This window comes from Pollutimonas nitritireducens, assembly GCF_002849615.1.
In the GTDB taxonomy this organism is placed as follows: Bacteria; Pseudomonadota; Gammaproteobacteria; order Burkholderiales; family Burkholderiaceae_B; genus Pollutimonas; species Pollutimonas nitritireducens.
The window spans coordinates 286,289-308,784 of record NZ_PDNV01000005.1 but is presented as its reverse complement, the minus strand read 5'-3'; the positions used below and the strand labels follow the sequence as shown (position 1 = coordinate 308,784).

Annotated in this window: 22 protein-coding genes and 1 pseudogene; 13 read left to right on the top strand and 10 right to left on the bottom strand. The window is 56.5% G+C overall.

The genetic code is table 11. The features are described from left to right. Nucleotides 1–94 precede the first annotated feature (94 nt). From CR155_RS09525 to CR155_RS09505, 5 genes are all read left to right on the top strand, one after another. Nucleotides 95–1,120 carry a type I glyceraldehyde-3-phosphate dehydrogenase gene (locus CR155_RS09525; protein WP_102069789.1) on the top strand — a complete coding sequence of 342 codons (1,026 nt, stop codon included), beginning with the start codon at nt 95–97 and terminating at the stop codon, nt 1,118–1,120. A 75-nt stretch (nt 1,121–1,195) separates the two neighbouring features. Further along, entirely contained in the window at nt 1,196–2,593 is a 1,398-nt protein-coding gene (gene fumC, locus CR155_RS09520) for a class II fumarate hydratase (protein WP_102069788.1), read from the top strand. A gap of 28 nt (nt 2,594–2,621) precedes the next feature. Beyond that, entirely contained in the window at nt 2,622–3,005 is a 384-nt protein-coding gene (locus CR155_RS09515) for a DUF488 domain-containing protein (protein WP_233214076.1), read from the top strand. A 25-nt stretch (nt 3,006–3,030) separates the two neighbouring features. Continuing rightward, complete coding sequence (locus CR155_RS09510; protein ID WP_102069786.1) at nt 3,031–4,452, top strand: NfeD family protein; 1,422 nt, start codon at nt 3,031–3,033, stop codon at nt 4,450–4,452. A 15-nt stretch (nt 4,453–4,467) separates the two neighbouring features. Next, the gene (locus CR155_RS09505) at nt 4,468–5,226 is read left to right on the top strand and encodes a slipin family protein (protein WP_102069785.1); all 759 of its coding nucleotides are present in this window, start codon (nt 4,468–4,470) and stop codon (nt 5,224–5,226) included. A 3-nt stretch (nt 5,227–5,229) separates the two neighbouring features. On the opposite strand, the gene CR155_RS09500 is transcribed toward CR155_RS09505, so the two are convergent. Further along, nucleotides 5,230–5,712 (bottom strand): redoxin domain-containing protein, encoded by a 483-nt coding sequence (locus tag CR155_RS09500; protein ID WP_102069784.1) that lies wholly within the window; start codon nt 5,710–5,712, stop codon nt 5,230–5,232. A gap of 78 nt (nt 5,713–5,790) precedes the next feature. Between CR155_RS09500 and gnd the strand changes: the two genes are divergently transcribed. Both gnd and zwf read left to right on the top strand, forming a co-directional pair. Further along, on the top strand, nt 5,791–6,810 hold the full coding sequence (gene gnd, locus CR155_RS09495) for a phosphogluconate dehydrogenase (NAD(+)-dependent, decarboxylating) (RefSeq protein WP_102069783.1): 1,020 nt from the start codon (nt 5,791–5,793) through the stop codon (nt 6,808–6,810). Next, nucleotides 6,807–8,207: a glucose-6-phosphate dehydrogenase gene (gene zwf, locus CR155_RS09490; protein WP_102069782.1), complete on the top strand. Its 1,401-nt coding sequence runs from the start codon at nt 6,807–6,809 to the stop codon at nt 8,205–8,207. The genes gnd and zwf overlap by 4 nt, the downstream gene beginning before the upstream one ends. 4 nt (nt 8,208–8,211) lie before the next feature. Here the strand turns inward: zwf and CR155_RS09485 are convergent, their stop codons facing one another. Further along, the gene (locus CR155_RS09485) at nt 8,212–8,637 is read right to left on the bottom strand and encodes a universal stress protein (protein ID WP_102069781.1); all 426 of its coding nucleotides are present in this window, start codon (nt 8,635–8,637) and stop codon (nt 8,212–8,214) included. A gap of 196 nt (nt 8,638–8,833) precedes the next feature. Between CR155_RS09485 and CR155_RS09480 the strand changes: the two genes are divergently transcribed. Together CR155_RS09480 and CR155_RS09475 are read left to right on the top strand one after the other, a co-directional pair. After that, a complete protein-coding gene (locus CR155_RS09480; RefSeq protein ID WP_102069780.1) occupies nt 8,834–10,687 on the top strand; it encodes a glycoside hydrolase family 15 protein in 1,854 nt (617 codons plus the stop codon). 31 nt (nt 10,688–10,718) lie between these two features. Next, nucleotides 10,719–11,015 (top strand): acylphosphatase, encoded by a 297-nt coding sequence (locus CR155_RS09475; RefSeq protein WP_102069779.1) that lies wholly within the window; start codon nt 10,719–10,721, stop codon nt 11,013–11,015. A gap of 28 nt (nt 11,016–11,043) precedes the next feature. Here CR155_RS09475 and CR155_RS09470 read toward each other — a convergent pair whose 3' ends face one another. The 5 genes from CR155_RS09470 to CR155_RS09450 all read right to left on the bottom strand — a co-directional run bounded on the left by CR155_RS09470 (nt 11,044) and on the right by CR155_RS09450 (nt 15,042). Continuing rightward, nucleotides 11,044–11,592: an NADPH-dependent FMN reductase gene (locus tag CR155_RS09470; RefSeq protein ID WP_102069778.1), complete on the bottom strand. Its 549-nt coding sequence runs from the start codon at nt 11,590–11,592 to the stop codon at nt 11,044–11,046. A 67-nt stretch (nt 11,593–11,659) separates the two neighbouring features. Beyond that, complete coding sequence (locus CR155_RS09465; RefSeq protein WP_102069777.1) at nt 11,660–11,983, bottom strand: chaperone modulator CbpM; 324 nt, start codon at nt 11,981–11,983, stop codon at nt 11,660–11,662. A gap of 2 nt (nt 11,984–11,985) precedes the next feature. Continuing rightward, nucleotides 11,986–12,927: a DnaJ C-terminal domain-containing protein gene (locus CR155_RS09460; RefSeq protein ID WP_102069776.1), complete on the bottom strand. Its 942-nt coding sequence runs from the start codon at nt 12,925–12,927 to the stop codon at nt 11,986–11,988. A 62-nt stretch (nt 12,928–12,989) separates the two neighbouring features. Further along, the gene (locus tag CR155_RS09455) at nt 12,990–13,703 is read right to left on the bottom strand and encodes a GntR family transcriptional regulator (RefSeq protein ID WP_102069775.1); all 714 of its coding nucleotides are present in this window, start codon (nt 13,701–13,703) and stop codon (nt 12,990–12,992) included. Next, on the bottom strand, nt 13,675–15,042 hold the full coding sequence (locus CR155_RS09450) for an aspartate aminotransferase family protein (RefSeq protein ID WP_102069774.1): 1,368 nt from the start codon (nt 15,040–15,042) through the stop codon (nt 13,675–13,677). Before CR155_RS09450 ends, CR155_RS09455 begins: the two co-directional genes overlap by 29 nt. A gap of 78 nt (nt 15,043–15,120) precedes the next feature. On the opposite strand from CR155_RS09450, the gene CR155_RS09445 reads away from it, so the two are divergent. Then, nucleotides 15,121–16,050: a 2-hydroxyacid dehydrogenase gene (locus CR155_RS09445; RefSeq protein WP_102069773.1), complete on the top strand. Its 930-nt coding sequence runs from the start codon at nt 15,121–15,123 to the stop codon at nt 16,048–16,050. Here CR155_RS09445 and CR155_RS09440 read toward each other — a convergent pair. Beyond that, nucleotides 16,044–16,355, bottom strand: a pseudogene (locus tag CR155_RS09440) (EamA family transporter); the annotation flags it as partial. The gene CR155_RS09445 and the pseudogene CR155_RS09440 overlap by 7 nt on opposite strands. Before the next feature lie 158 nt (nt 16,356–16,513). Between CR155_RS09440 and CR155_RS09435 the strand changes: the two are divergent. From CR155_RS09435 to CR155_RS09425, 3 genes are all read left to right on the top strand, one after another. Next, the gene (locus CR155_RS09435; RefSeq protein ID WP_233214074.1) at nt 16,514–17,440 is read left to right on the top strand and encodes a hypothetical protein; all 927 of its coding nucleotides are present in this window, start codon (nt 16,514–16,516) and stop codon (nt 17,438–17,440) included. A gap of 144 nt (nt 17,441–17,584) precedes the next feature. Beyond that, the gene (locus CR155_RS09430) at nt 17,585–18,169 is read left to right on the top strand and encodes a BPSL1445 family SYLF domain-containing lipoprotein (protein ID WP_102069771.1); all 585 of its coding nucleotides are present in this window, start codon (nt 17,585–17,587) and stop codon (nt 18,167–18,169) included. Nucleotides 18,170–18,286: 117 nt separating this feature from the next. Beyond that, nucleotides 18,287–19,450, top strand: a complete 1,164-nt coding sequence (locus CR155_RS09425; protein ID WP_233214073.1) for a cytochrome P450 — start codon at nt 18,287–18,289, stop codon at nt 19,448–19,450. On the opposite strand, the gene CR155_RS09420 is transcribed toward CR155_RS09425, so the two are convergent. Both CR155_RS09420 and CR155_RS09415 read right to left on the bottom strand, forming a co-directional pair. Then, the gene (locus CR155_RS09420) at nt 19,424–21,865 is read right to left on the bottom strand and encodes a phosphoketolase family protein (protein WP_102069770.1); all 2,442 of its coding nucleotides are present in this window, start codon (nt 21,863–21,865) and stop codon (nt 19,424–19,426) included. The genes CR155_RS09425 and CR155_RS09420 overlap by 27 nt on opposite strands. Nucleotides 21,866–21,927: 62 nt before the next feature. Then, a complete protein-coding gene (locus CR155_RS09415) occupies nt 21,928–22,491 on the bottom strand; it encodes a DUF1415 domain-containing protein (RefSeq protein ID WP_102069769.1) in 564 nt (187 codons plus the stop codon). Nucleotides 22,492–22,496 lie beyond the last annotated feature (5 nt).

Here is a 22,496-nt window from a genome sequence, read left to right as displayed (position 1 = left end):
AGGCAGAACTTGCTTGGTGTTCTAATAATGGTCCGCGTGTCCGACCAGCTGGTCGTGGCGCTTTTTCCTGGCTTTTTCCTTCGAGCATTTACCCATGAGTCGTCCTGTTCGTCTTGCCATCAACGGCTATGGCCGTATTGGTCGCTGTGTGTTGCGTGCGCTGTACGAGTCGCCCCTGAAAGATCGTCTTCAGATCGTTGGCATCAATGAGCCGGCCGACCTGGCCACCATGGCTTATTTGTCGCAATTCGATTCCACCCACGGCGTGTTTCCGGGCAAGATCGAGCAAGGGGCTGACTGCCTTATCATTAATGGCAGGGAAATCCAGGTAAGTCACGCGCGTATGCCCGAAGAGGTGGATTGGGTGAAGCTTGCCCCCGATATCGTGCTTGAGTGCTCGGGTCGCTATAGCGCCCGCCATGAAATCCAGCGCTTCATCGATGCCGGATGCCCCCGAGTCTTGGTTTCGCAGCCGGGGAACAGCGCCACCGATGTGGACGCAACAGTCGTTTTTGGCATCAACCACGACGCCTTGTCGGGGCACGAGCGCATCGTGTCGAATGCGTCATGCACGACGAACGCTATTATTCCTGTGCTGTCCGAACTGGACAATGCATATGGCATCGATCATGCTTTCTTGACAACGCTGCATTCGGTCATGAACGACCAGCCTCTTATCGACGGCTACCATCACGCCGATTTGCGCCGCACACGCTCTGCCATGCAATCTATCGTTCCGGTAGCCACGGGACTGGCGCAGGGTGTAGAGCGGCTTCTGCCGCAACTGGCTGGCAAGGTTCAGGCCAAGGCCATCAGGGTGCCTATATTGAACGTGTCGGCCATCGACGTGATGGTGAAGCTGACATGCGACGTCACTGCGCCGCAGTTGAATGCACTATTGATGGAATCGACAAATCGGTATCCCGGCCTGCTGTCCTACTCGAATCATCCGCATGCCTCGATAGACTTCAACCACAATCCGCATTCCGCCATCATCGATGGTAGTCAGACGCGCACCAATGGCGATGGCTTTGCCAATCTGTTTGTCTGGTTCGATAATGAGTGGGGATTTGCTAACCGCATGCTTGATGTGTCAGCGGTATGGTCTGAGCGCTTCTGAGCTTTAGCGCCCTTGTGGTTGCAGGCGTATAGTTAAGGCTACTGTACTTTCACCTACCAGCATAAGGAGCGTGTGATGGCGGCAACGCGTAAAGAAACTGATTCCATGGGCGAAATCGACGTTCCGGCCGAACGATATTGGGGCGCACAGACCCAACGGTCCATCCAGAACTTTCCCATAGGCATTGCACGGTTTCAGTGGCAGTCCCCCATCATTTCTGCATTGGGTATCCTGAAAAAGGCGGCAGCACAGGCCAATGCCGATCTCGGCGAGCTTCCCATGGAAATTGCCGAGTTCATCGTCAGGGCGGCCGATGAGGTCATCGATGGCAGGCTCGACGGTGAATTTCCATTGGTCGTTTTCCAGACCGGGTCCGGCACTCAGTCCAATATGAATGCCAACGAGGTAATCGCCAATCGTGCCATTGAATTGGCCGGCGGCGAGCGCGGTAGCAAAGTTCCCGTACACCCGAACGATCATGTGAATCGGGGTCAGTCATCGAACGATACCTTTCCCACCGCGATGCATATTGCGGTAGCGCAAGAACTCGCGCTCAGGCTGTTTCCGTCGGTGGGCAAGTTGCGCGACACGCTTGCAGGCAAGGCAGGCCAGTTCGACGATGTGGTCAAGACCGGCCGCACCCATTTGCAGGATGCCACTCCTATAACACTGGGCCAGGAGATCGGTGCATGGGTGGCGCAAATCGACTTCGCGCTGGCTCAGATACAGTCCGATCTCCCCGGCATCTATGACCTGGCAATTGGAGGCACCGCCGTGGGTACCGGCCTGAACTCCCACCCCCGCTTCGGCGAGGTGGCGGCCGCACGTATCGAAAGCTTGACGGGCTTGCCTTTCCGTTCTGCCGACAACAAATTCTTTGCCTTGTCGGCGCACGATGCACTGGTCGGCCTATCGGCGTCACTGCGCACCCTGGCGGGTGGGCTGATGAAAATGGCCAATGATGTGCGATGGTTGGCCAGTGGACCGCGTTGCGGCATAGGTGAATTGAGCATACCTGATAACGAGCCCGGCTCATCCATCATGCCGGGCAAGGTCAATCCCACCCAGTGCGAGGCCATGACTATGGTATGTGTACAGGTATTCGGCAATGATGCCGCGACGGCCTTCGCCGGCAGCCAGGGCAATTTCCAGCTTAATGTCTTTAAGCCCGTCATGGTCCATAACGTACTGGAGAGCATCGGCTTGATAAGCGACGCTTGTCTTGCCTTCAATGACTACTGCGCGGTCGGAATAGAACCGAATCGCGAGCGAATCGCCGAAAACCTGGAGAAGAACCTCATGCTCGTAACGGCCCTGAATCGCCATATTGGTTATGACAAGGCGGCAGCCATCGCCAAGAAAGCCCAGAAAGAGCAGACCACCTTGCGTGCGGCGGCACTCGAACTCGGATACGTCAGTGCGCAGGAATACGATGCATGGATCGTCCCCATCAACATGACGCACGCAGGCTAGCCACCAACTTGTCAAGAGGATGACAGCCGTGACATTGCATGATGGACGCAAGCACCCGGACGTCCGTATAAAACGGGCTTACGAACCCATTGATGCCAGTGACGGCTATCGCGTTCTGGTTGATCGTCTTTGGCCCCGTGGTATGTCGCGCACTGAAGTTTTATTCGACGAGTGGAGCAAGCAGCTCGCACCCAGCACGTCGTTGCGAACCTGGTTTGGGCATAAGGTTTCCCATTGGGACGAGTTTTGCAGACGTTATCGTTTGGAGTTGCAGGCCCCGGAACAACGACAGCACATGCATCACCTGGTTGAATCGGCCAAGGGCAAGCCGATCACGCTGGTATACGCGGCCAAGGATATCGAACACAACCATGCGCGGGTCTTGGCAACTGAAATAATGGGCCTATACTGAATGTTCCCTCATCAAGGAGGCGGACATGATCAGAATCAAAACGATCATAGGCGCCCTGGTGCTGGCCGCACTGGGTTTGGCGGTACTGACTCCCGGGCTTGCCATTGCCGCGGACGAGATGACATCGTCAAGCGCGACGGCGCCCGACGCGACGGCGTCGACCAATTCTGCCTCCACTGTCATGGTGCTTCAGGTCGATGGCATCATCAGCCCGCCATCTTCCGATTTCATTATCCGGGGCTTGCAGCGAGCGGCGCAGGAACGTGCGGCATTGCTCGTTATTGAGCTGGACACGCCGGGTGGGCTGGATTCCTCCATGAGATCCATCGTTCGCGGAATCCTGGCTTCACCGGTTCCCGTGGCTACGTTCGTCGCGCCAGGCGGAGCACGCGCGGCAAGCGCCGGAACTTTCATCCTATATGCCAGCCATGTGGCGGCCATGACGCCGGCCAGCAATCTGGGCGCCGCCACGCCCGTTTCCATCGGAGGTGGCGGCGCATCCCCTTCGCCTGAAGCGGAGGCTGACAAGAAAGCAGGCGGCAGCACAATGATGAATAAGGCCACCAATGATGCGGCGGCATACCTGCGCAGTCTTGCACAACTTAGGGAGCGCAACGCCGACTTTGCCGAGAGGACGGTGCGCGAGGCCAGCAGCCTGCCTGCGCAGGAGGCGCTGAAGGCAGGGGTCATAGATCTGATCGCTTCCGACACCAATGATCTGCTTCAGAAAATCGACGGGCGTACGGTCAAGTTGGAGAAAGGTGAATCGGTACAGCTTGCCACCGCCGGCGCAACGATCGTGCGCATTGCACCGGACTGGCGTACCAGGGTGCTGTCCTTGCTGGCTAACCCCCAGATTGCACTGATTCTGATGATGGTAGGCATTTACGGACTGTTTTTCGAGCTGACCAGTCCGGGGATTGCCTTGCCGGGCGTGGCAGGCCTGATTTGCATACTGCTAGGTCTTTATGCGTTCCAGATGTTGCCAGTGAATTGGGCCGGTGTCGCTCTTGCCGCTGCAGGCGCCGCGATGATGATTGCCGAAGCTTTCTTACCCAGCTTCGGTATTCTGGGGCTTGGGGGAATAATTGCGTTCATCCTGGGAGGTTTATTCCTTACCGATACGGGGATCGCTGAGTTCGATTTATCAATCCCGTTCCTTGTCGGCTTTGCCATATCCTGTGCAGGCCTCATCATGCTGACGGGCATCATGGTATCTCGTGCACGCAACAGCGCGATCGTCAGCGGACGTGAACAGATGTTGGGGCTGGAAGGCGTAGTAACCAATGTGCTCGATGGCACCATGTACGCAGAGCTTCGTGGCGAGAGTTGGCGGGTACGCAGCAAGGAACCGCTATCCCCGGGCGACCGTGTCCGCGTGGTTGCCATGGACGGGCTGACTTTACAAGTGACTCGTGCCGGACCGGCACCCATGATGCGGCATTAACTCAGGGGAATAACCATGTTCTACGGCGTCAATATTGTTTTGACCGTTATTATCATCTTCGTACTGCTGGTGATGTTCAATGCTATCAAGATCCTCCGCGAATACCAGCGGGGTGTAATTTTCACCCTGGGACGATTTACCAAGGTGAAGGGGCCTGGACTGATCTTCGTAATACCGGTACTGCAACAAATGGTGCGGGTGGACTTGCGTGTTGTCACCATGGACGTGCCCGCGCAGGACGTCATCTCACGCGATAACGTCTCGGTTAAGGTCAATGCCGTCCTCTACTTCCGGGTCGTGGCTCCAGACCGGGCGATCATCCAGGTCGAGCACTATCTGGAAGCCACCAGTCAGCTGGCGCAGACGACCTTGCGCGCGGTGCTCGGCAAACACGAACTCGACGAGATGCTATCGGAGCGTGAAAAGCTCAATCTCGATATTCAACAGATACTCGATGCGCAAACCGACTCGTGGGGTATCAAGGTGACCAATGTCGAAATCAAGCACATTGACCTGAACGAAAATATGGTGCGCGCCATCGCCCGTCAGGCCGAGGCCGAACGCGAACGCCGCGCGAAGGTCATTCACGCCGAAGGTGAAAAGCAGGCGGCGCAGGCGTTGATGGAGGCCGCCGAGATTCTTGCCGTGCAGCCCTCCGCGATGCAGCTCCGCTATCTGCAGACGCTGACCCAAGTGGCGGGTGACAAGAGCTCTACCCTGGTTTTTCCCATACCAGTGGATTTGCTGTCGACATTGATGAACAAGAAGTCCTGATCGTCATGCGGTGCCTTCAGTGAGTAACTGGCCTATGGTCGCGCCCACGTGCAAATCGTCCAGCTGCCCGAAATGATGCAATCTTATATGCCCCTTTTGATCTATCAGGATCAGGCTGGGGGTGCCTTGCAATCCATACGCGCGCATAGTCAGCGGAATAGGGTCGTCGCCCTGTCGCCGATCTATGCCGACAGGGAAAGGTATCCGGTACTCCTGGATGAATGCCTTGAGAGAAACCGGCCCCATGGCTTCATGGTGCTCGAACACCGTATGCAGGCCGATAACGCGCAGTTTGTCGAGGGGAAAGGCGTTATGTATGGCTTTCGCCTGCGAGATTCCATGGCTGACGCAGGCAGGACAAAGCATCTGGAATGCATGCAGGACCACTACGCGTCCTCGAAAAGATTCCACGGTTAGTTCGTCGCGGGTATTGATCCACTGGTCAATCTCCCAGGCAGGCGCGTACTGGTAGGATGGGAAGGGCATACATTACCTCGTGGAAAAGAGTCAACGAAACAATCTACGATGTTATAGGTTAAGGTTTTATTTTTCTGGAGAACAACAATGCAGATCGGGATGGTGGGTTTGGGCCGCATGGGCAGCAATATGGCGCAGCGTCTGCTGCGTAACGGCCACGAATGCGTGGTGTTCGATGCCGATCCTGCCGCATCGAAGTCATTGGTCGAGCTCGGTGCTACCGCAAGCAGCGGGCTGGATGATCTTGCTGCCAAGCTGGTTGCTCCGCGAATTATATGGCTAATGGTACCCGCCGCCGCCGTCGACAGCGTACTCGGGCAATTGACGCCCATGCTGCATCAAGGCGATATCATCATAGACGGGGGCAACTCGTCTTATCACAACGATATACGCCGGGCCGCCGAGCTGGCTGGCCACGGCATTCATTACATGGACGTGGGCACCAGCGGTGGCGTGGCAGGTCTGGAACGTGGCTATTGCCTCATGGTGGGGGGCGAGAGCACCACGTTTGCGCATCTGGAACCCATATTCGCCGCGCTTTCGCCTGGCGCCGATACTGTACCCGCCACTCCTGGTCGGATGCAGACCAATGCGGACCTGGGTTATTTGCACTGCGGGCCGCATGGTGCGGGCCACTTTGTGAAGATGGTTCACAACGGCATCGAATACGGCATGATGGCCGCCTACGCGGAGGGGTTGAATATGCTGCACAAGGCGAATATTGGCAAGCATATCCGTGAGTCGGATGCCGAAACGACTCCCTTGCGGCATCCCGAACATTTCCAGTACGACCTCGATCTACCGGAAATCACTGAATTATGGCGACGCGGCAGCGTGATCGGCTCGTGGTTGCTCGATCTTACTGCCAGGTCGCTGCAGGGCAATGCAGCACTCGACGATTACACCGGCCATGTCTCCGATTCGGGAGAAGGGCGTTGGGCACTGGCGGCGGCCGTGGATCAGGGAGTGCCAACGCCGGTTCTCAGCGCCGCGTTGTTTTCGCGGTTCGAATCGCGCGGGAATGCCGATTATGCCAACCGCGTCTTGTCGGCCATGAGAAAACAGTTTGGTGGGCACGTGGAAAAGCCCAAAGGTTCCAGTTCATGACTGCATTCGGGAAACGCGGCGAAGGGTCGGACTGTCTGGTGCTTTTCGGGATGACGGGCGATCTGGCGCAGAAGAAAATTTTTCCAGCCCTTTATGCCATGGTCAAGAAGGGAACGTTGGCGGTTCCAGTTGTGGGCGTGGCGTCTTCGCCATTGACCCATCAACAACTACGCGAGCGTATTGAACACAGTCTCCGGCTCTCAGGCGGCATTGATGATACAGCGGCGCTCGACCGTTTGCTGGGGCTGGTGCAGTACGTGAGCGGCGACTATAAAGATCCCGCGTCGTTTGAGCATTTGAGAATCGCTCTGGGCAGGTGTGCGCGTCCTATCCATTACCTGGCCATTCCCCCTTCATTGTTTGCCACTGTCATGACGGGATTGGCCGCGGCAGGGTTAGCGAAAAATGCGCGCGTCATTGTTGAAAAACCATTCGGCCGCGATTTGGAGTCGGCACGCCGGCTTAACGAGGTGGCATGTTCGGTGTTTCCGGAGGACGCTATATTCCGGATCGATCACTTCCTGGGCAAGGAAGCGATCATGAACATCCTGTATTTTCGATTTGCCAACTCCTTTCTTGAGCCAATCTGGAACAGAGACCATGTCGAAAGCGTGCAGATAACGCTGGCGGAAACCTTTGGAGTCGAGAATCGTGGCGCATTCTACGAGAGTGCCGGATGCCTGCGTGATGTTATTCAGAATCACCTATTCCAGATCGTTGCCCTGCTGGCCATGGAGCCGCCGGCATACCAGGGCTATGCGGCTGTGCATTCCGAAAAGGCGAAGGTTTTCCAGGCGATGAGGCCGGTACGTGCCGATGACCTCGTGCGCGGACAATATCGCGGCTACCGGCAGGAGTCGCATGTCGATAAGCTATCCGACGTAGAAACGTTCAGCGCACTGCGATTGTTCATCGATTCATGGCGTTGGTCGGGCGTGCCTTGGTTTCTGCGGTCCGGCAAGTGCCTTGCCGAGAATGTGGCAGAGGTTCTGGTGCAACTGAAGGCACCACCACAAAAACTGTTTTCCGACTCGCAGCCGATGGATGGGCGGGCCAACTACATTCGATTCCGCATCTCGCCCAATTCAGCCGTGGCCTTGGCGGCGCGGGTAAAGAGATCGGGCAAGGAATTCGTGGGCGACCAGCGCGAACTGTATCTGCTGGATGTGGACCCGTTCGAGGAAATGCCCTATGAACGCCTGCTGGCGGACGCCATGGCTGGCGAGCGGGCCCTGTTTACAAGCCAGCAGGCCATTGAGTCTGCGTGGAAAGTGCTTGCGCCGGTGCTTACTCACCATCATCCTTCATGGCCGTATGAACCGGGAAGCTGGGGGCCGGAACAGGCCGATGCGCTTATCGCCAGCTACGGTGGCTGGCACAATGCCGATCCGGCCTGATTGTTTACTTGATAAGAGCCACCGGAATATCCACAAGGCTGAGCACCTTGGTGGCTACCGAGCCAAGTACAAAACCGGTGACTGCGCCCAGGCCGCGCGTACCCATGATGATCAGGTCACATCCTTTTTTCTTGGCGACATCGGCAATGGTCTGGGCCACTGGCCCTACCGCGATCTCGTCGGTATAGGTCACGCCAGCTTCATCCAGCAGTGCCTTGGCGGAAAGCAGGGCGTTGCGGCCTTCGTCCTGGTAATAATCATTGAGGGCTTCAATGGAAAAGAAGCGCTTGACGTTGCCCGAGACGATAGGAGGGTGCACGGTCACGATGTGCAGCGTGGCCCCGCCAAATTCGCCGGCAGCCTTGATTGCGGCCTTTACAGCACGATTGGAAGATTCGGAGCCGTCGACTGGAACAAGTATGGTTCTCATGGATACCTCGTGGAGATTTGCGCAAATTACACCTGTTGGCTTGGGTAGCAATACAGGAGCAGCTGTTTTATATTAAAAGATAGAGTAAACGTCGTCGTGATTTAAATCAATAATGGCATGATTTTCTCGCCCTTGCTACGGTTAGGGTGATGGGAAGTCTTGCTTGAAATGAATATGCATTATTTTTTGGAACTTTATGACTGTCAGGATCGAAGATTATGCCTTGTTGGGCGATTGCCGAACAGCAGCGCTGGTATCCAACGAGGGTTCAATCGACTGGCTCTGTTTTCCAAGGTTTGACTCTGCGGCGTGTTTTGCTGCTCTGCTGGGCACTCGCGATAATGGTCGCTGGAAAATAGCGCCGTCTAATCCGGTAAGGCGCACGGAACGTGCCTACCGCGATGGCACGATGATACTTGAAACCACTTTTACCACCGATGGGGGCGTAGCCAAGCTTATTGATTTCATGCCATCGAGTCTGGCTTTGCAGGGTATTGTACGTATCGTGGTGGGTGTAAAAGGCACGGTTCATTTCGACGTGGATCTGCTCATTCGCTTCAACTACGGACGCACAGTGCCATGGGTGGAAAGTCCTGATGCGCAAACACATACCGCGGTTGCCGGCCCTGACTTGCTGGTTCTGCGCTGCGACGTCCCGCTGGAAGGCCATGGACCCGAAACCATCGGGCATTTCACGGTCACCGAAGGCGAACGGGAGGTATTTACCTTGGTACATCAACCGTCGCACGAACGGCTGTCCGATCCTTTCGACGTCAAGGCCGCGCTGGCCCAGACTGAATATTTCTGGCAGGAATTTTCCAGTCGGTGCCCAGACGTGGGACCTTATTCAGCTCTGGTAAAACGGTCATTGCTGACGCTCAAGGCCCTCACTTACTTGCCAACGGGTGGCATTGTCGCCGCTGCCACCACATCTCTACCTGAAAAGCTTGGTGGCCAGCGCAACTGGGACTACCGGTACTGCTGGTTGCGTGATGCAACGATGACGCTGCTTGCCTTCATGAGCCTGGGCTATTTCGATGAGGCCCGCGCGTGGCGCGACTGGCTGAGCCGGTCTGTCGCCGGTAACCCGGATCAAATGCAGATCATGTACGGACTCGCAGGCGAGCGGCACCTCCCGGAATTCGAACTGCCCTGGTTAAGCGGCTACGAGAATTCCCAACCTGTACGCATCGGCAACGCCGCCGCCACCCAGACACAGCTCGATGTGTTCGGTGAAGTCGCGGATGCCATGGCCCAGGCCATAGAAGGGCATTTGCCTCCACATCCCCGCATCGAAGCCATTGCAGAGGTTATCGTGCCGTTTCTGGAGCAGGCGTGGCGCAATCCTGATGAAGGCATTTGGGAAATACGAGCTCAGCGGCAACACTTCACACATTCCAAAGTGATGGCCTGGGTGGCCTTCGACCGTATTTCAACGGTTGCGGGCGCCATGAAGAACGGGAGGGAATTTGCCGATAATTGCCGGCGTATTGCCGACGAAATCCACGCCGAGGTCTGCAGCAAAGCCTACGATCCCGTGCTGGGCAGCTTCGTTCAGCATTATGGCGCCACCAGCCTGGATGCCAGTCTTCTGCATATAGCTCTGACGGGATTCTTGCCGGCTGATGATCCGCGCTTCCTGGGCACCGTCGCCGCCATCGAGAAACGACTGATGAAGGACGGTTTATTGCTACGCTATGATAGCGACGCTGGCGTAGACGGTCTGCCCCCAGGCGAAGGCGCTTTTCTGGTTTGTTCTTTCTGGCTTGCCGACGTTTATGTACTGCTGGGGCGCGATCATGATGCGCGCGCGCTGTTCGATCATCTTGCCGGTCTATGTAACGATGTTGGCTTGTTGGCGGAACAATATGATCCGCATCAACGCCGCATGCTGGGTAATTTCCCGCAGGCATTCAGCCATGTGGGCATCATCAATACTGCGCTGAATCTGCACCGTGCGCGCGCGCCTGCCGCTAAACGTGCACATCAGGAATCCGCTGAACACGTAACGGCGCTTGACATCGATAGCGGCAACGTGTCGGCGACATAATACGGCTTGTCAATGACTTGCTCGGAATACTATGAAAAAGCTTCATCGCGACAGTCATGTCGAAACGCTGTCGGTTCGTATCACTGGCCGCGTCCAAGGGGTCGGATTTCGCATCGCAACTGTCCGTCATGCCCATATGCTGGGTATAACAGGTTGGGTGCGAAATGCCGATGACGGCTCAGTCGACGCTGTGCTTCAAGGGCCTCATGACCAAGTGGATCGTATGTTGTCTTGGTTACACATGGGCCCGCCTGCGGCACGAGTTCAAGAAGTGACCAGCCAGGAAGAAATCACCGAACGCTATTTCGACCGGTTTGAACAAATCTGAACAATACGTCCAGTCGCCGCAGTATCGATCAAGCGTGTTTTCTGACCCAGGCCACATATTGGTCCATCCACGTCTGCAGGAACTCTTTGCTGGCGGCGCCGATAGCGCCATTATCGTCAAACAAGCCTTCTTTCGCATGAATGAAGGCTTCCGGCTGGCCAAGGGTTGGGACATCGAGATAGGCAAGTATATTCCGCAGATGCTGTTGCGCCATGGCTGTGCCAATGGCACCTACCGATGCACCGATGACCCCGGCCGGCTTACCCGCCCATGCGTTCTCACCGTAGGGACGCGACGCGTTATCTATGGCGTTTTTCAGCACACCAGGTATAGACCGGTTGTACTCCGGGGTGACAAACAATAGGCCTTGGGAAGCGGCGATTTCACTCTTCAGGCGCTGGACGGACTGGGCCTGGCTGCCGTCGTCATCCTGGTTATAAAGGGGCAGATCGCCGATCTCGAGTTGTTTGAAGGAGAAATCCTGTGGGGCCAGCTTGGCCAATCCGTCCGCAAGCTTGCGATTGAAGGAACCTTGACGAAGGCTGCCTACGATAACTGCAATTTGGTATTGACTCATGGCGTGCTCCTGGTGGGTGGAATGACGAGTCCGTAGCAAAACAGACAGTGTATAAGTGAAGCGCCGGCTAGCCGTCCTGGGTCAGGCGGGCCTGTACCGCGCGCAGTTGGTTTTCAAGTTTTTCAATACGTCGCAACAAGTTGAGTGCGACGGCGAGGCCCTCTGGGTCGAGTTCGAAATCGTCGCGCAAACGTCGCGCCTTGCGGGCCACTACAATGCAATCGACGGGAAAAAAATAATTGGCTGGATCATTGTTTGCAGGCTCGAGTATGCCCGCGTCGATCAGGCCCAGCAGTGCTTCATTGCTCAAGCCCGATACTTGCACAAGATGTTCGAATGAGCAAATGTCGGATGCGTTAAGCCAGACGCTCTCGGTGATATGAACGGTCATGGTTAGCCTCTTGCATGCAACTGCGCCCATGGCTTGAAGGCCGAGGCGCCGGCAAGCTCTGTAAAAAGCTCGCGTTCCCGGGTTGTAAGGGTTTTGGGCACCTCGATGCGGACCACGACATATTGATCGCCATGAGCGCCGGAGGCGGAGGGCAAGCCGCGCTTGCCCAGCCGCAGCTTGCGACCAGACGTGGTCCCGGGCGGGATGGTCATTTCCACGGGTCCACCCAGGGTCGGGACTTGCACGCTTGCGCCCAATGCCGCTTCCCAAGGCGCCAGCGGCAAATCGATATACAGGTCGTCGCCGCTGACCCGGTAGAGCTTGTGAGGTTGTATTTTCATAACAATATACAGGTCGCCGGCCTTGCCGCCGCGCAAGCCACTGCCACCCTTTTCGGGCAAGCGCAGGCGTTGACCGTCGGTAGCCCCCTTGGGGATGCGGACACGAAACGTTTTGGGAACTTGGTGCAGCAATCCGCGGGCATCATATTCGGGTACCGACACACTGATCTCCGTTTCGGCACCGCTGTAGATCTGTTCCAGGGTCACAGAGACTGGGACTTCATAGTCTGGCCCACGCGTGGCGGACTGGGACCGTCCGCGGCGCTCTGGATGTTGGGCAGCGGCAAAGGCCGCCAATATGTCGGCAAGGTCTACGTCGGCGAAGTTGCTGGTGCCGTCTTGGAAGTGTTCCTGCCATTGATGCGGGGGGACAAAATCCTCACCCGGACGATGCCGTCCCAATTCATCGTAGGCAGCGCGCTTTTCGGGGTCCTTGAGAGTGGAATAGGCGACCGAAATTTCCTTGAACTTTTCCTCGCTAGCCGTTCCTTTCGACATATCGGGATGATACTTGTGAGCCAGCTTGCGATAAGCTTTTTTTATATCGGCGAGTGTGGCGTCGCGTTCGACGCCCAGCACTTTGTAGTAGTCAACGTATTTCATCAAGATTCCCGAGAAGCTTCACAAAGCCAGCGTGCAGCCCGTTGCCATAGCAACCAATATGCCTATTCTAACGACGAGCCGATTTCTGGCAAGGCCCCAAAGCTATCCAGGATATCTTCGCGCAGTGCTTCTTGGGCGGCATCCACATCCCGTGCGTTGAAGGCGTCCAGTATTTTGCGGTGGACCGGTAAAGTCAGGGGCAACTGGCGTTGCTCCTGATCACTGAGTTTAATGGCAGGACCCAGCCGTAGCCATAGCGGTTCGATGATCCCGGTCAGAACCGGAGAGTGCGCCATATGCACAATTTGCAGATGGAAATGCGCATTGGCCTTCAAGAAGTGGCGCAAATCATTGTTTTCTGCGGCCACCTCCATCTGTTGGTAATGACTGGACAGCACGGCAAGGCCTTCGCTATTTGCCAGTTTGACCGCCCGAACCACCACCAGTCCCTCGAGGGTAAGGCGGATGTCGCGGATGTCGGCGAGTTCCTGGGGTGAGAGCGTCGGCACACATAGTGTTCGTCTCCCCACCAGTACGCCCTGTGCGGCAAGTCGCTGAAGCGCGTCGCGTACGGGCATGGGACTTGTGCCCATGGCAGACGATAGCTGGCGCAGGATCAGTTGGTCGCCAGGGCGCAATTCACCCGTTATCAGCTTTTCCGTGATCTGGCGATATACCTGCTCTTGAAGCAGCGTAGGTGACGCCAGATTTTGAAACGGATTCTGGCGGTTCGCGGAAGGCACGCAGTCAGACCTGGAGAGACTTTTGGACTTCATCGAGCGTCTTGGCGAACCGGGCCACCATGTCGGAGACTTGTTCAGGAGTGATAATCAGTGGGGGACAGAACGCAATAGTGTCTTGAATAGCCCGCACAATCAGACCGTTCTCGTGCGCACGCCCGTAAACGGCCGCACCGGCTTTGCCCAGCGGGTCGAATGGACGCCGACTTTCTTTGTCGGCCACGAGTTCCACGGCCGCGATCAGGCCTAATCCCCGTACTTCACCAACCAGCGGATGGCCAGCCAGTTCCCGCAAGGCGGCCTGCATGATGGCACCGGTGGTTGCAGCGTTTTCGACGAGCTTGCGCTCCTGGATGATGTTCAGGTTCTCGATCGCTACAGCGGTGGCGACCGGGTGGCCGCTTGCCGTGTAGCCGTGCCCGAAGCTGCCCAACCTGCCGCTGTGTTCCGAAATGACCGACGCAACATCGTCATTGAGCATAACCGCCGCCAGCGGTTGATATGATGATGTGATTTGCTTTGACAGCACCATGATGTCCGGTTCGATTCCATAGACATCGGAACCGAAACGCTTGCCCAATCGCCCGAAGCCGGTGATGACTTCATCGGCGATGATCAGAAGGTCGTACTTGCGGCACACCGCCTGAATTTTTCCCCAGTAAGTGTCTGGAGGCACAATGACGCCGCCAGCGCCCATTACCGGCTCGCCGATGAATGCCGCCACCGTTTCCGGTCCTTCCTGAATAATCATCGCTTCCAATTCGGCCTCCATGCGGCTCGCGAAGTCAACTTCTGATTCGCCGGGCTGGCCTTCACGGTAGAAGTGCGGGCAACTGGTGTGCTTCATTTGCGGCAAGGGAAGGTCGAAATCGCGATGGTTGCCGACCAGACCCGTCATGCTGGCTGACGCCACTGTTACGCCGTGATAACCGCGCTTGCGAGAGATGATTTTCTTTTTTTGCGTACGCCCCAGTGCATTGTTGTAATACCAGACCATCTTGACTACCGTGTCATTGGCTTCAGAACCAGAGTTGGTGAAGAACACCCGCGACATGCGGCCTTGCGTGTAGTCCACAAGTTTTTCGGCCAGCTCGATTGAGGGTGAGTGGGACTTATGGGTGAAGGTATGGTAATAGGGCAGCTTCTGCAATTGTCGGGTGGCCGCCTCCACCAGCCGTGGTTCGCCGAATCCCACTGCCACGCTCCACAAGCCAGCCATCGCTTCCAGAAATTTGTTGCCCTGATCGTCGTAAACATAAATGCCTTCGCCGCGTTCGATGATACGTGGCCCGATGGTTTTATGGGCAACATCATTGGTATAAGGGTGCATCTGGTGTTTGATATCGCGGCTTTGTGCGGGCGAAAACGAGGACATATCGGCTCCTGACAAGTTAAATAATGTTGATATATCATATATGAACTTATCGTACATTTCTTATAGTGAGCCACTTGCGTGAAAATTATTTTTGCCTCTGCCCATGCCGATCCTGATAGCTGGATGAAGCCGTTGCAGGCATTGATTCCAGCTGCGGAAATTCATCCGTGGCTGGATGGCGGTCCCTCGATAGACGCGCAGCTGGCCATCGTATGGAACCCTCCTCAAGACCTCTTTTTGCGCGAATCCGGATTGAAGGCGGTGTTCAACCTTGGTGCGGGGGTGGACGCGGTGGTCAAGCTTCCCGGTTTGGCGGAAGACGTGGCCGTAATACGCCTGGAAGATGCGGGAATGTCAGCGCAGATGGCCGAATATGCCGTGTATGCACTCGTGCGGGCCTCACGCCAGTTCGACGAGTACGAAATGCAACAGCAACAGCAACTCTGGCGGCCCCTGGGCAATATTAAAAGGAAAGAGTGGACGGTGGGAGTGATGGGTATGGGCGTGATGGGTGCCCGAGTCGCGCAGACACTGGCCGGACTCGATTATCCCGTTGCAGGATGGTCCCGTAGTGCCAAACAGATACCTGGAATCGAAAGCTATTCCGGAGAAGGTGGACTGCCTGTGTTCCTTGCCCGTACTCGGGTTTTGATCAACCTATTGCCGCTCACCGCGGACACAACGGGGATATTGTGCCGCAACACGCTAGCGCAACTGCCTGGCGGCGCCTATGTCATCAATCTTGGGAGGGGTGAGCACCTGGTCGAGGAAGACTTGCTGTCGCTGCTGGACTCCGGCCACCTGCGCGGTGCGACCCTGGATGTATTCCGTCAGGAGCCTTTGCCAAAGGGACATCCGTTCTGGCGTGACCGACGTATTACCATTACTCCCCATACCGCGGCCGCCAGCCTGCGGGAGGAGACCATCGAGCAGGTCGCCGGAAAAATCAGGCAGTACATGGCTGGCGAGACCTTGAGCGGCGTGGTGTTGCGCGATCGCGGCTATTGAGGGGTTGACCGAGCGGGATCACGACGCGTCGCCAGGAAGATTCCGGCAAGCACGATAAGCACGATGCCGGCCTGTGCCAGGAGATCGGGTGCCTGCTTGAACCACAAAGTGCTGAAGGCGAGCGCCATCAGCAACTGGAAATAATTGAACGGCGCGAGTGTGGACGCATTGACGCGCTGAAAGGCCGCAATCAACAGCAACTGGGCCGCGCCATTGCATAGCCCCAGGCCAATAATGAATAGAATGTCGCGCCAGCCCGGCCAGGTCCCGGGAGGGAAGAAAGGGGCGGGGTACGTCTCGAGCAGATACTTGCTGGAGGCATCAAAAACCGTAAGCCGATCGTTGGTGTCCTGATTCCAGGCACGTGCTTTGCTGTGTCAGCACGCCCGCACGCGATGATCGCGTTATACGTTACTTGTACGGGCCAAGAAACCAGCAAACATGATGTAGCGAGGAGTCGACAATGCAACGAGAACACACTGAACCTTTGCCCTACGGGGTGGCCGGCCGTCAGGTCGCACCCGCGCAGGCTTCCGCCACGTCGTGGCCAGCGATTTTCGCCGGTGCGGCAGCGGCCGCAGCGCTTTCCCTAATTCTGGTGATTTTGGGTATGGGCCTGGGTCTGTCATCCGTCTCACCCTGGTCACCCGAGGGCGCCAGCGCCACTACGATCGGCATCTCGACCGCGATTTGGTTGGCTCTCACGCAGATCATCGCTTCCGGCATGGGGGGCTACCTGGCTGGGCGACTGCGCGTCCGATGGGCTGATGCGGATCGCGACGAAGTGTATTTTCGTGATACGGCGCACGGCATGCTCAGCTGGGCAGTCGCGACTCTGGTGACGGCGGTGTTTCTGGGCTCGGCAATCGGCGGGATGATCAGTGGCGGTGCCAAAGCGGTCGGTTCGGTTGCCTCCGGCGCAGCGACGGCCGTAGTGGCCGGAGGGTCCGCGGCGATGGCTGGAGGGCAAGACGACAGCGCGCCCGGGAGTAGTCAGCTGGACTACTTCGTCGACAGCCTCTTTCGTTCTGACCAACCAGTTGCCGATGCAACTGGTAACCAGGGAAATAACGAGGCGCTGACCATTCTTGTTAAAAACGTGGGTAGCGGCAGCTTGGATCCTGAAGATAAATCCTACCTTGCCAGCCTTGTGGCACAGCGGACGAAACTCAGTCCGCAAGAGGCGGAGGCGCGCGTAGACGACGTCTATACGCAAGCCGTCCAAACGTTGGAGAGCGCGCAGGCAACCGCCAAGGAAGCGGCTGATACGGCGCGCAAGGCGGCAGCGGGCACGGCATTGTGGACGTTCGTGGCCTTATTGTGTGGAGCGTTCTTTGCCAGTTTCTTTGCAGTTTGGGGCGGTCGAAGGCGCGATGCGATAGACGGCTGAAGAATCATTTTTTAACCAAGGAGTCCGATATGCGTTCATTGCTTTTGTTTTTCCTGGGCATACCCATTCCCATCATTATTTTGATCGCGTTGCTAACGTAGCGCCATCTTCAGGCAGGTGGTACCTCACTCTGAGGAGAGCGAAATGCATAAGAGAGAGTTTCTGGTCCGGGGCGCAACGCTGATCGGCGGAACTGCATTACTGATGTCGGGTTGCACTACAACGCCGATGTCGAGCAAACCGAAGAGAGGTGCCGCTCGTAGACAAGAGATCGACGACAACGTAAACGCAACGCTGGATCGTCTATATAGTACGGTTCAAGGCTCTAACGAGCTCGTCACCAGAGCCCGTGGAGTACTGGTTTTCCCATCAGTCTTGGCGACAGGTATCGTGGTCGGCGGCGAGTACGGTGAAGGAGCTTTGCGCGTGAACGGAAAAACCAAGGACTATTACAGTACCGTAACGGGATCGTCCGGTTTGCATATAGGTGCGCAGTCCAAGGCAATCATCTTCTTATTCATGACGCGGCAAGCGCTTGATAACTTTGTTCAAAGTAATGGTTGGACGGCGGGGGCGGATGCGTCCGTTGCCATTATCAAGGTCGGGGCTGATGGTCAGCTGGATCTGCGAACGGCCGCTGACCCGGTAAGCGTCATCGTACTGACTAACACTGGCTTGATGGCGAATTTAAGCGTAGAGGGCACAAAAGTGACGAAACTGCAGGATTAGTCCTCTTCTTGAGTAATCATTGACCTGCATCATGGTTTACGGCGAAGATTTCGCTTGTCGTGGCGTAAAAGATATATAGTAGCGGAGGTCATTGCCAATAAGTCAAGGTAGTCTTACGTGAAAGAAGTCATCACTCAGTGCCCGGTTGCCGACTGGGATCCTCGGGCGGACGCCGTACTCCACAATCAGATCGCCGGTTATGATCAAATGCGGCGCACATGCCCGGTAGCCCACAGCGAGTTTCTTAATTGGTCTGTATTCCGGCATGCCGACGTGGTGGCCATACTGAATGATCCCGAGACGTTCAGCAGTGAAGTGTCAGCGCATTTGTCAGTGCCGAATGGCATGGACCCTCCGATCCACTCCGAATATCGTCGTATTGTCGACTCGTATTTCACGCCGGCATATATTGACACCTATGCGCCCGTTTGTCGTGATATTGCCGCTCGGCTCGCTTGCACGCTGCCCCGAGGGGAAGTCGAACTGATGGGGGATTTTGCCCAGACGTTCGCACTCCAAATGCAAAGCGCCTACCTCGGCTGGCCGCAAGAATTGCATGAACCGCTCCGGTCCTGGATACAAAAGAACCGCCAGGCGACCCTGCAACGCGACAGAACCGCGATGGCAGCCATTGCATTTGAGTTTGATGGCTATATCAAGGATATGCTCACTGTTCGAAGGACAGCCGGCTCCGCGGCGCCCGCCGACATCACCACCAGCCTTCTGAGCGACAAGGTATTTGGCAGGCTTCTTACTGACGATGAGATCATCAGCATCTTGCGCAACTGGACGGTCGGGGAACTCAGCACCATGGCGTCTTGCGTGGGCATCATTGCCCACCATCTTGCTTTTAAACCGTCCTTGCAGGCGCAGTTGCGAGAAAACCTCTCGTTGTTGCCTGCTGCGATAGACGAAATCCTGCGCATCCACGCACCGCTTATCGCCAATCGCCGAGTTGTGACAAAGCCAGTAACTGTGGGCGGTCGCGAACTGCGCAAGGGGGACCGCCTTTCACTGATTTGGGCATCCGCCAACCGGGACGAGACCGTCTTCGGCGACCCCGATGAGTTCAAACCGGATCAGAACGCCGGTCAGAATTTATTGTACGGCCAGGGAATACATGTTTGCCCCGGTGCGCCGCTCGCCAGGCTGGAGCTTCAACATATCACAGAGCAGTTGCTGCTTAATACTCACGAGGTAAGCCTGATACCCGGCAAACCGGCGCAACTGGCGGTTTATCCGGCCGGGGGCTTCTCAGTGCTCCCTTTGTATATAACCTGAGTCGGGCGATCCCGGCCATTTCCAGTCGCGTATATCGGAAGTATCTTCGCCTTCGGAATGAGCCTGGAGGACGCCTTCGGCAATTTGCTCCATCAGCCATTGTTTCAAGGCATGCCCGCGTGATTCCAGCCCCGGTACCCGATTGATAACGTCAATGGCGAGGTGGTAGCGATCCACCTGGTTCTGAATGGCCAGTGACAGGGGGGTGTCGATGTTGCCTTTTTCTTTGTATCCGTGCACATGAATATTGGTATGGTTGCTCCGCCGATAGGTGAATTTGTGTATGAGCCACGGGTAGCCATGGAAATTGAAGATGACCGGCTTATCCGTCGTGAACAATGCATCGAACTCCGCATCTGACAAACCGTGGGGATGTGCGGTCTCGTGCTGCAGTCTATGTAAGTCCACGACGTTGATAAAACGCACCTTCAATTCGGGAAGTCTTTCTCGCAATATGGCCGCGGCCGCCAGTGCTTCCTGTGTCAGGATGTCTCCAGCGCACGCGATGACGGCATCGGGCTCGGCTCCGTTATCGGTGCTGGCCCAATCCCAGACGCCAATGCCCTTGGTGCAGTGTTCGATGGCAGCGTCCATGTCCAGGTACACCAGATGCGGTTGCTTGTCGGCGACGATCACGTTCACGTAGTCACGGCTGCGCAAGCAATGGTCGGTGACGCTCAGCAGGCAGTTGGCATCGGGAGGAAGGTAGATACGAGTGATCTCCGCGCTTTTGTTGCTGACGACATCCAGGAAACCGGGGTCCTGATGGGAGAATCCATTGTGGTCCTGACGCCATACGACGGAGGAAATCAAAATATTCAGCGACGGAACCGGGGCTCTCCAGTGCACCTCCAATTTCGATTTCTCGAGCCACTTGGCATGCTGGTTGTACATCGAATCAATGACATGCACGAAGGCTTCGTAGGTGTTGAGCAAGCCATGGCGGCCGGTGAGAATATAGCCTTCCAGCCAGCCCTCAACCGTGTGTTCGCTCAGAATTTCCATCACACGGCCATCTGGCGCCACGTGTGTGCCGTCTGCATCTTCCGGCTTGATGGTGGCAAGCCATGTCTTGGGACTTGCTTCGTACACCGCTTGCAGCCGGTTCGATGCATTTTCGTCAGGACTGAATAGGCGAAAACTGCTCATGTTGCGCGCCATAACGTCGCGCAGCATTGGACCCAGTGCTCCAGTGGGCGACGTACGCTCGACACCCGGCCCGTCAATGGCAACGGCATATTGCCGGAAATCGGGAAGATCGAGCGGCTTGCAGAGCTGCCCGCCATTTGCATGCGGGCTGGTGCTCATGCGCCGCTGGTGCCGGGGGCAAAGCGTGCGCAGGTAAGGCATCAACCTGCCACTGTGATCGAACAATTCTTCCGGCCGGTAGCTGCGCAGCCATTGATCCACGAGCGCGAGGTGCTCTGGATTGCCTGCCGGGTCGCTTATTGGTACCTGGTGCGAGCGCCAGAAATCCTCGACCTTGTGCCCATCCACTTCGGCTGGTCCCGTCCACCCTTTGGGAGATCGTAGAATGATCATCGGCCACCGTGGTCGGGTGGCGTTTCCGGTACTGCGTGCCGACTCTTGTATGCTTCGGATCTGCTCGATGCAGGCATCCAGCGCGGCGGCCATTTTCTGGTGCATCACGGTGCTGTCGCTGCCGTCAACGACATAGGGTGTCCACCCATAGCCCCTGAAAAGAAATTCGAGCTCCTCTGGATCGATGCGCGCCAGAATTGTCGGGTTGGCAATCTTGTAGCCATTCAGGTGCAGAATGGGAAGCACGGCGCCGTCCCGCAGCGGATTCAAAAACTTGTTGGAGTGCCACGCGGCAGCCAGGGGCCCCGTCTCGGCTTCACCGTCGCCAACCATCACGTTTACGATAAGGTCGGGATTATCGAATGCGGCGCCGAATGCGTGGGAGAGGCTGTATCCGAGTTCGCCACCCTCGTGGATGGATCCTGGCACCTCGGGCGTACAATGGCTGCCCCATTGGCCAGGAAACGAAAACGCCCGGAAAAGGTTGCGCATGCCGTGTTCATCCTGGCTTTTGTCGGGATCGATTTCCGAATAGGCACCCTCAAGATAAGCCTGCGAAATGACGGCGGGTGCGCCATGCCCGGGCCCAGAAATATACATCATCTCCAGGTCGTGTTTGCATATGACCCGGTTCAGATGCACCCATGCGAATGTCTGACCCGGATCCGAACCCCAGTGGCCCAGTAGTCTATTCTTGAAATGCTGGGGACGCAATGGCTCTCTTAACAGTGGATTCTCGCGCAGGTAGATCATTCCGGCGCAAAGGTAATTGGACGCCCGCCAATAAGCGTCGATGTTCTGCAGTTCCTTGGCATTGAGCGTGTCGCGCGATAGCTGGGTTCCTGTTTCCAACTCATTTCTTGCCGTAGTCATGATGTCGGGATTCCTATGTGTGACATAAAAGGTGATAGGCAGCAAGAACCGAACCTACCACTTCAGGGATGGAACTGGTTCCGCATCCGGTCGTTCCAGCCCTCCAGGCCAAGTCTGCGCAGGGTCTCCTGGTTGCGTTCATAGATAACGGATGCATCGGGAAATGCCAGCAGGCCAGTAGCGATGCTCGATTCTCTCAGCAGGTGCAAGATGGGATAGGGGGCGCGATTGCTATAGTTTTCGATATCGTCGGGTCGGCTGTCGGCAAAGCGATATTCTGGATGGAAACTGGCGATTTGCAGCACGCCAGTCATCTTCGTGCGTTTCAGCAGCCGTTCGGCGCGCGGCAAGAAACCGTTGAAGTCGTCAAAATCGTGGAAGCCATCTGGCAAAATCAGCAAAGTCGTATCGAGTTCTGTTGAATCAGTGGCAGAAAGATGACGAATTTCAGTCTCAATGTCGGCCAGTATGACCGGTTCTTCGCAAGCCCGGATGATTACGTAACGGATCAAGTTCTTGACATAAACATTTTTCGCGAAGGGACAAAGGTTCAACCCGATGACGGCCTGCAGTAGCCAGTGCCTGGTGGCGTCGAAGATGGCTTCGTCGTCTGTTAAGGGGCGCATGGCTG

Bases quoted from the DNA above. Each gene is read 5' to 3' on its own strand.
- CR155_RS09525 (WP_102069789.1), top strand. From the start codon at position 95: ATGAGTCGTCCTGTTCGTCTTGCCATCAACGGCTATGGCCGTATTGGT.
- fumC (WP_102069788.1), top strand. From the start codon at position 1,196: ATGGCGGCAACGCGTAAAGAAACTGATTCCATGGGCGAAATCGACGTT.
- CR155_RS09510 (WP_102069786.1), top strand. From the start codon at position 3,031: ATGATCAGAATCAAAACGATCATAGGCGCCCTGGTGCTGGCCGCACTG.
- CR155_RS09505 (WP_102069785.1), top strand. From the start codon at position 4,468: ATGTTCTACGGCGTCAATATTGTTTTGACCGTTATTATCATCTTCGTA.
- CR155_RS09500 (WP_102069784.1), bottom strand. From the start codon at position 5,712: ATGCCCTTCCCATCCTACCAGTACGCGCCTGCCTGGGAGATTGACCAG.
- gnd (WP_102069783.1), top strand. From the start codon at position 5,791: ATGCAGATCGGGATGGTGGGTTTGGGCCGCATGGGCAGCAATATGGCG.
- zwf (WP_102069782.1), top strand. From the start codon at position 6,807: ATGACTGCATTCGGGAAACGCGGCGAAGGGTCGGACTGTCTGGTGCTT.
- CR155_RS09485 (WP_102069781.1), bottom strand. From the start codon at position 8,637: ATGAGAACCATACTTGTTCCAGTCGACGGCTCCGAATCTTCCAATCGT.
- CR155_RS09480 (WP_102069780.1), top strand. From the start codon at position 8,834: ATGACTGTCAGGATCGAAGATTATGCCTTGTTGGGCGATTGCCGAACA.
- CR155_RS09475 (WP_102069779.1), top strand. From the start codon at position 10,719: ATGAAAAAGCTTCATCGCGACAGTCATGTCGAAACGCTGTCGGTTCGT.
- CR155_RS09470 (WP_102069778.1), bottom strand. From the start codon at position 11,592: ATGAGTCAATACCAAATTGCAGTTATCGTAGGCAGCCTTCGTCAAGGT.
- CR155_RS09465 (WP_102069777.1), bottom strand. From the start codon at position 11,983: ATGACCGTTCATATCACCGAGAGCGTCTGGCTTAACGCATCCGACATT.
- CR155_RS09460 (WP_102069776.1), bottom strand. From the start codon at position 12,927: ATGAAATACGTTGACTACTACAAAGTGCTGGGCGTCGAACGCGACGCC.
- CR155_RS09455 (WP_102069775.1), bottom strand. From the start codon at position 13,703: ATGAAGTCCAAAAGTCTCTCCAGGTCTGACTGCGTGCCTTCCGCGAAC.
- CR155_RS09450 (WP_102069774.1), bottom strand. From the start codon at position 15,042: ATGTCCTCGTTTTCGCCCGCACAAAGCCGCGATATCAAACACCAGATG.
- CR155_RS09435 (WP_233214074.1), top strand. From the start codon at position 16,514: ATGCAACGAGAACACACTGAACCTTTGCCCTACGGGGTGGCCGGCCGT.
- CR155_RS09430 (WP_102069771.1), top strand. From the start codon at position 17,585: ATGCATAAGAGAGAGTTTCTGGTCCGGGGCGCAACGCTGATCGGCGGA.
- CR155_RS09420 (WP_102069770.1), bottom strand. From the start codon at position 21,865: ATGACTACGGCAAGAAATGAGTTGGAAACAGGAACCCAGCTATCGCGC.
- CR155_RS09415 (WP_102069769.1), bottom strand. From the start codon at position 22,491: ATGCGCCCCTTAACAGACGACGAAGCCATCTTCGACGCCACCAGGCAC.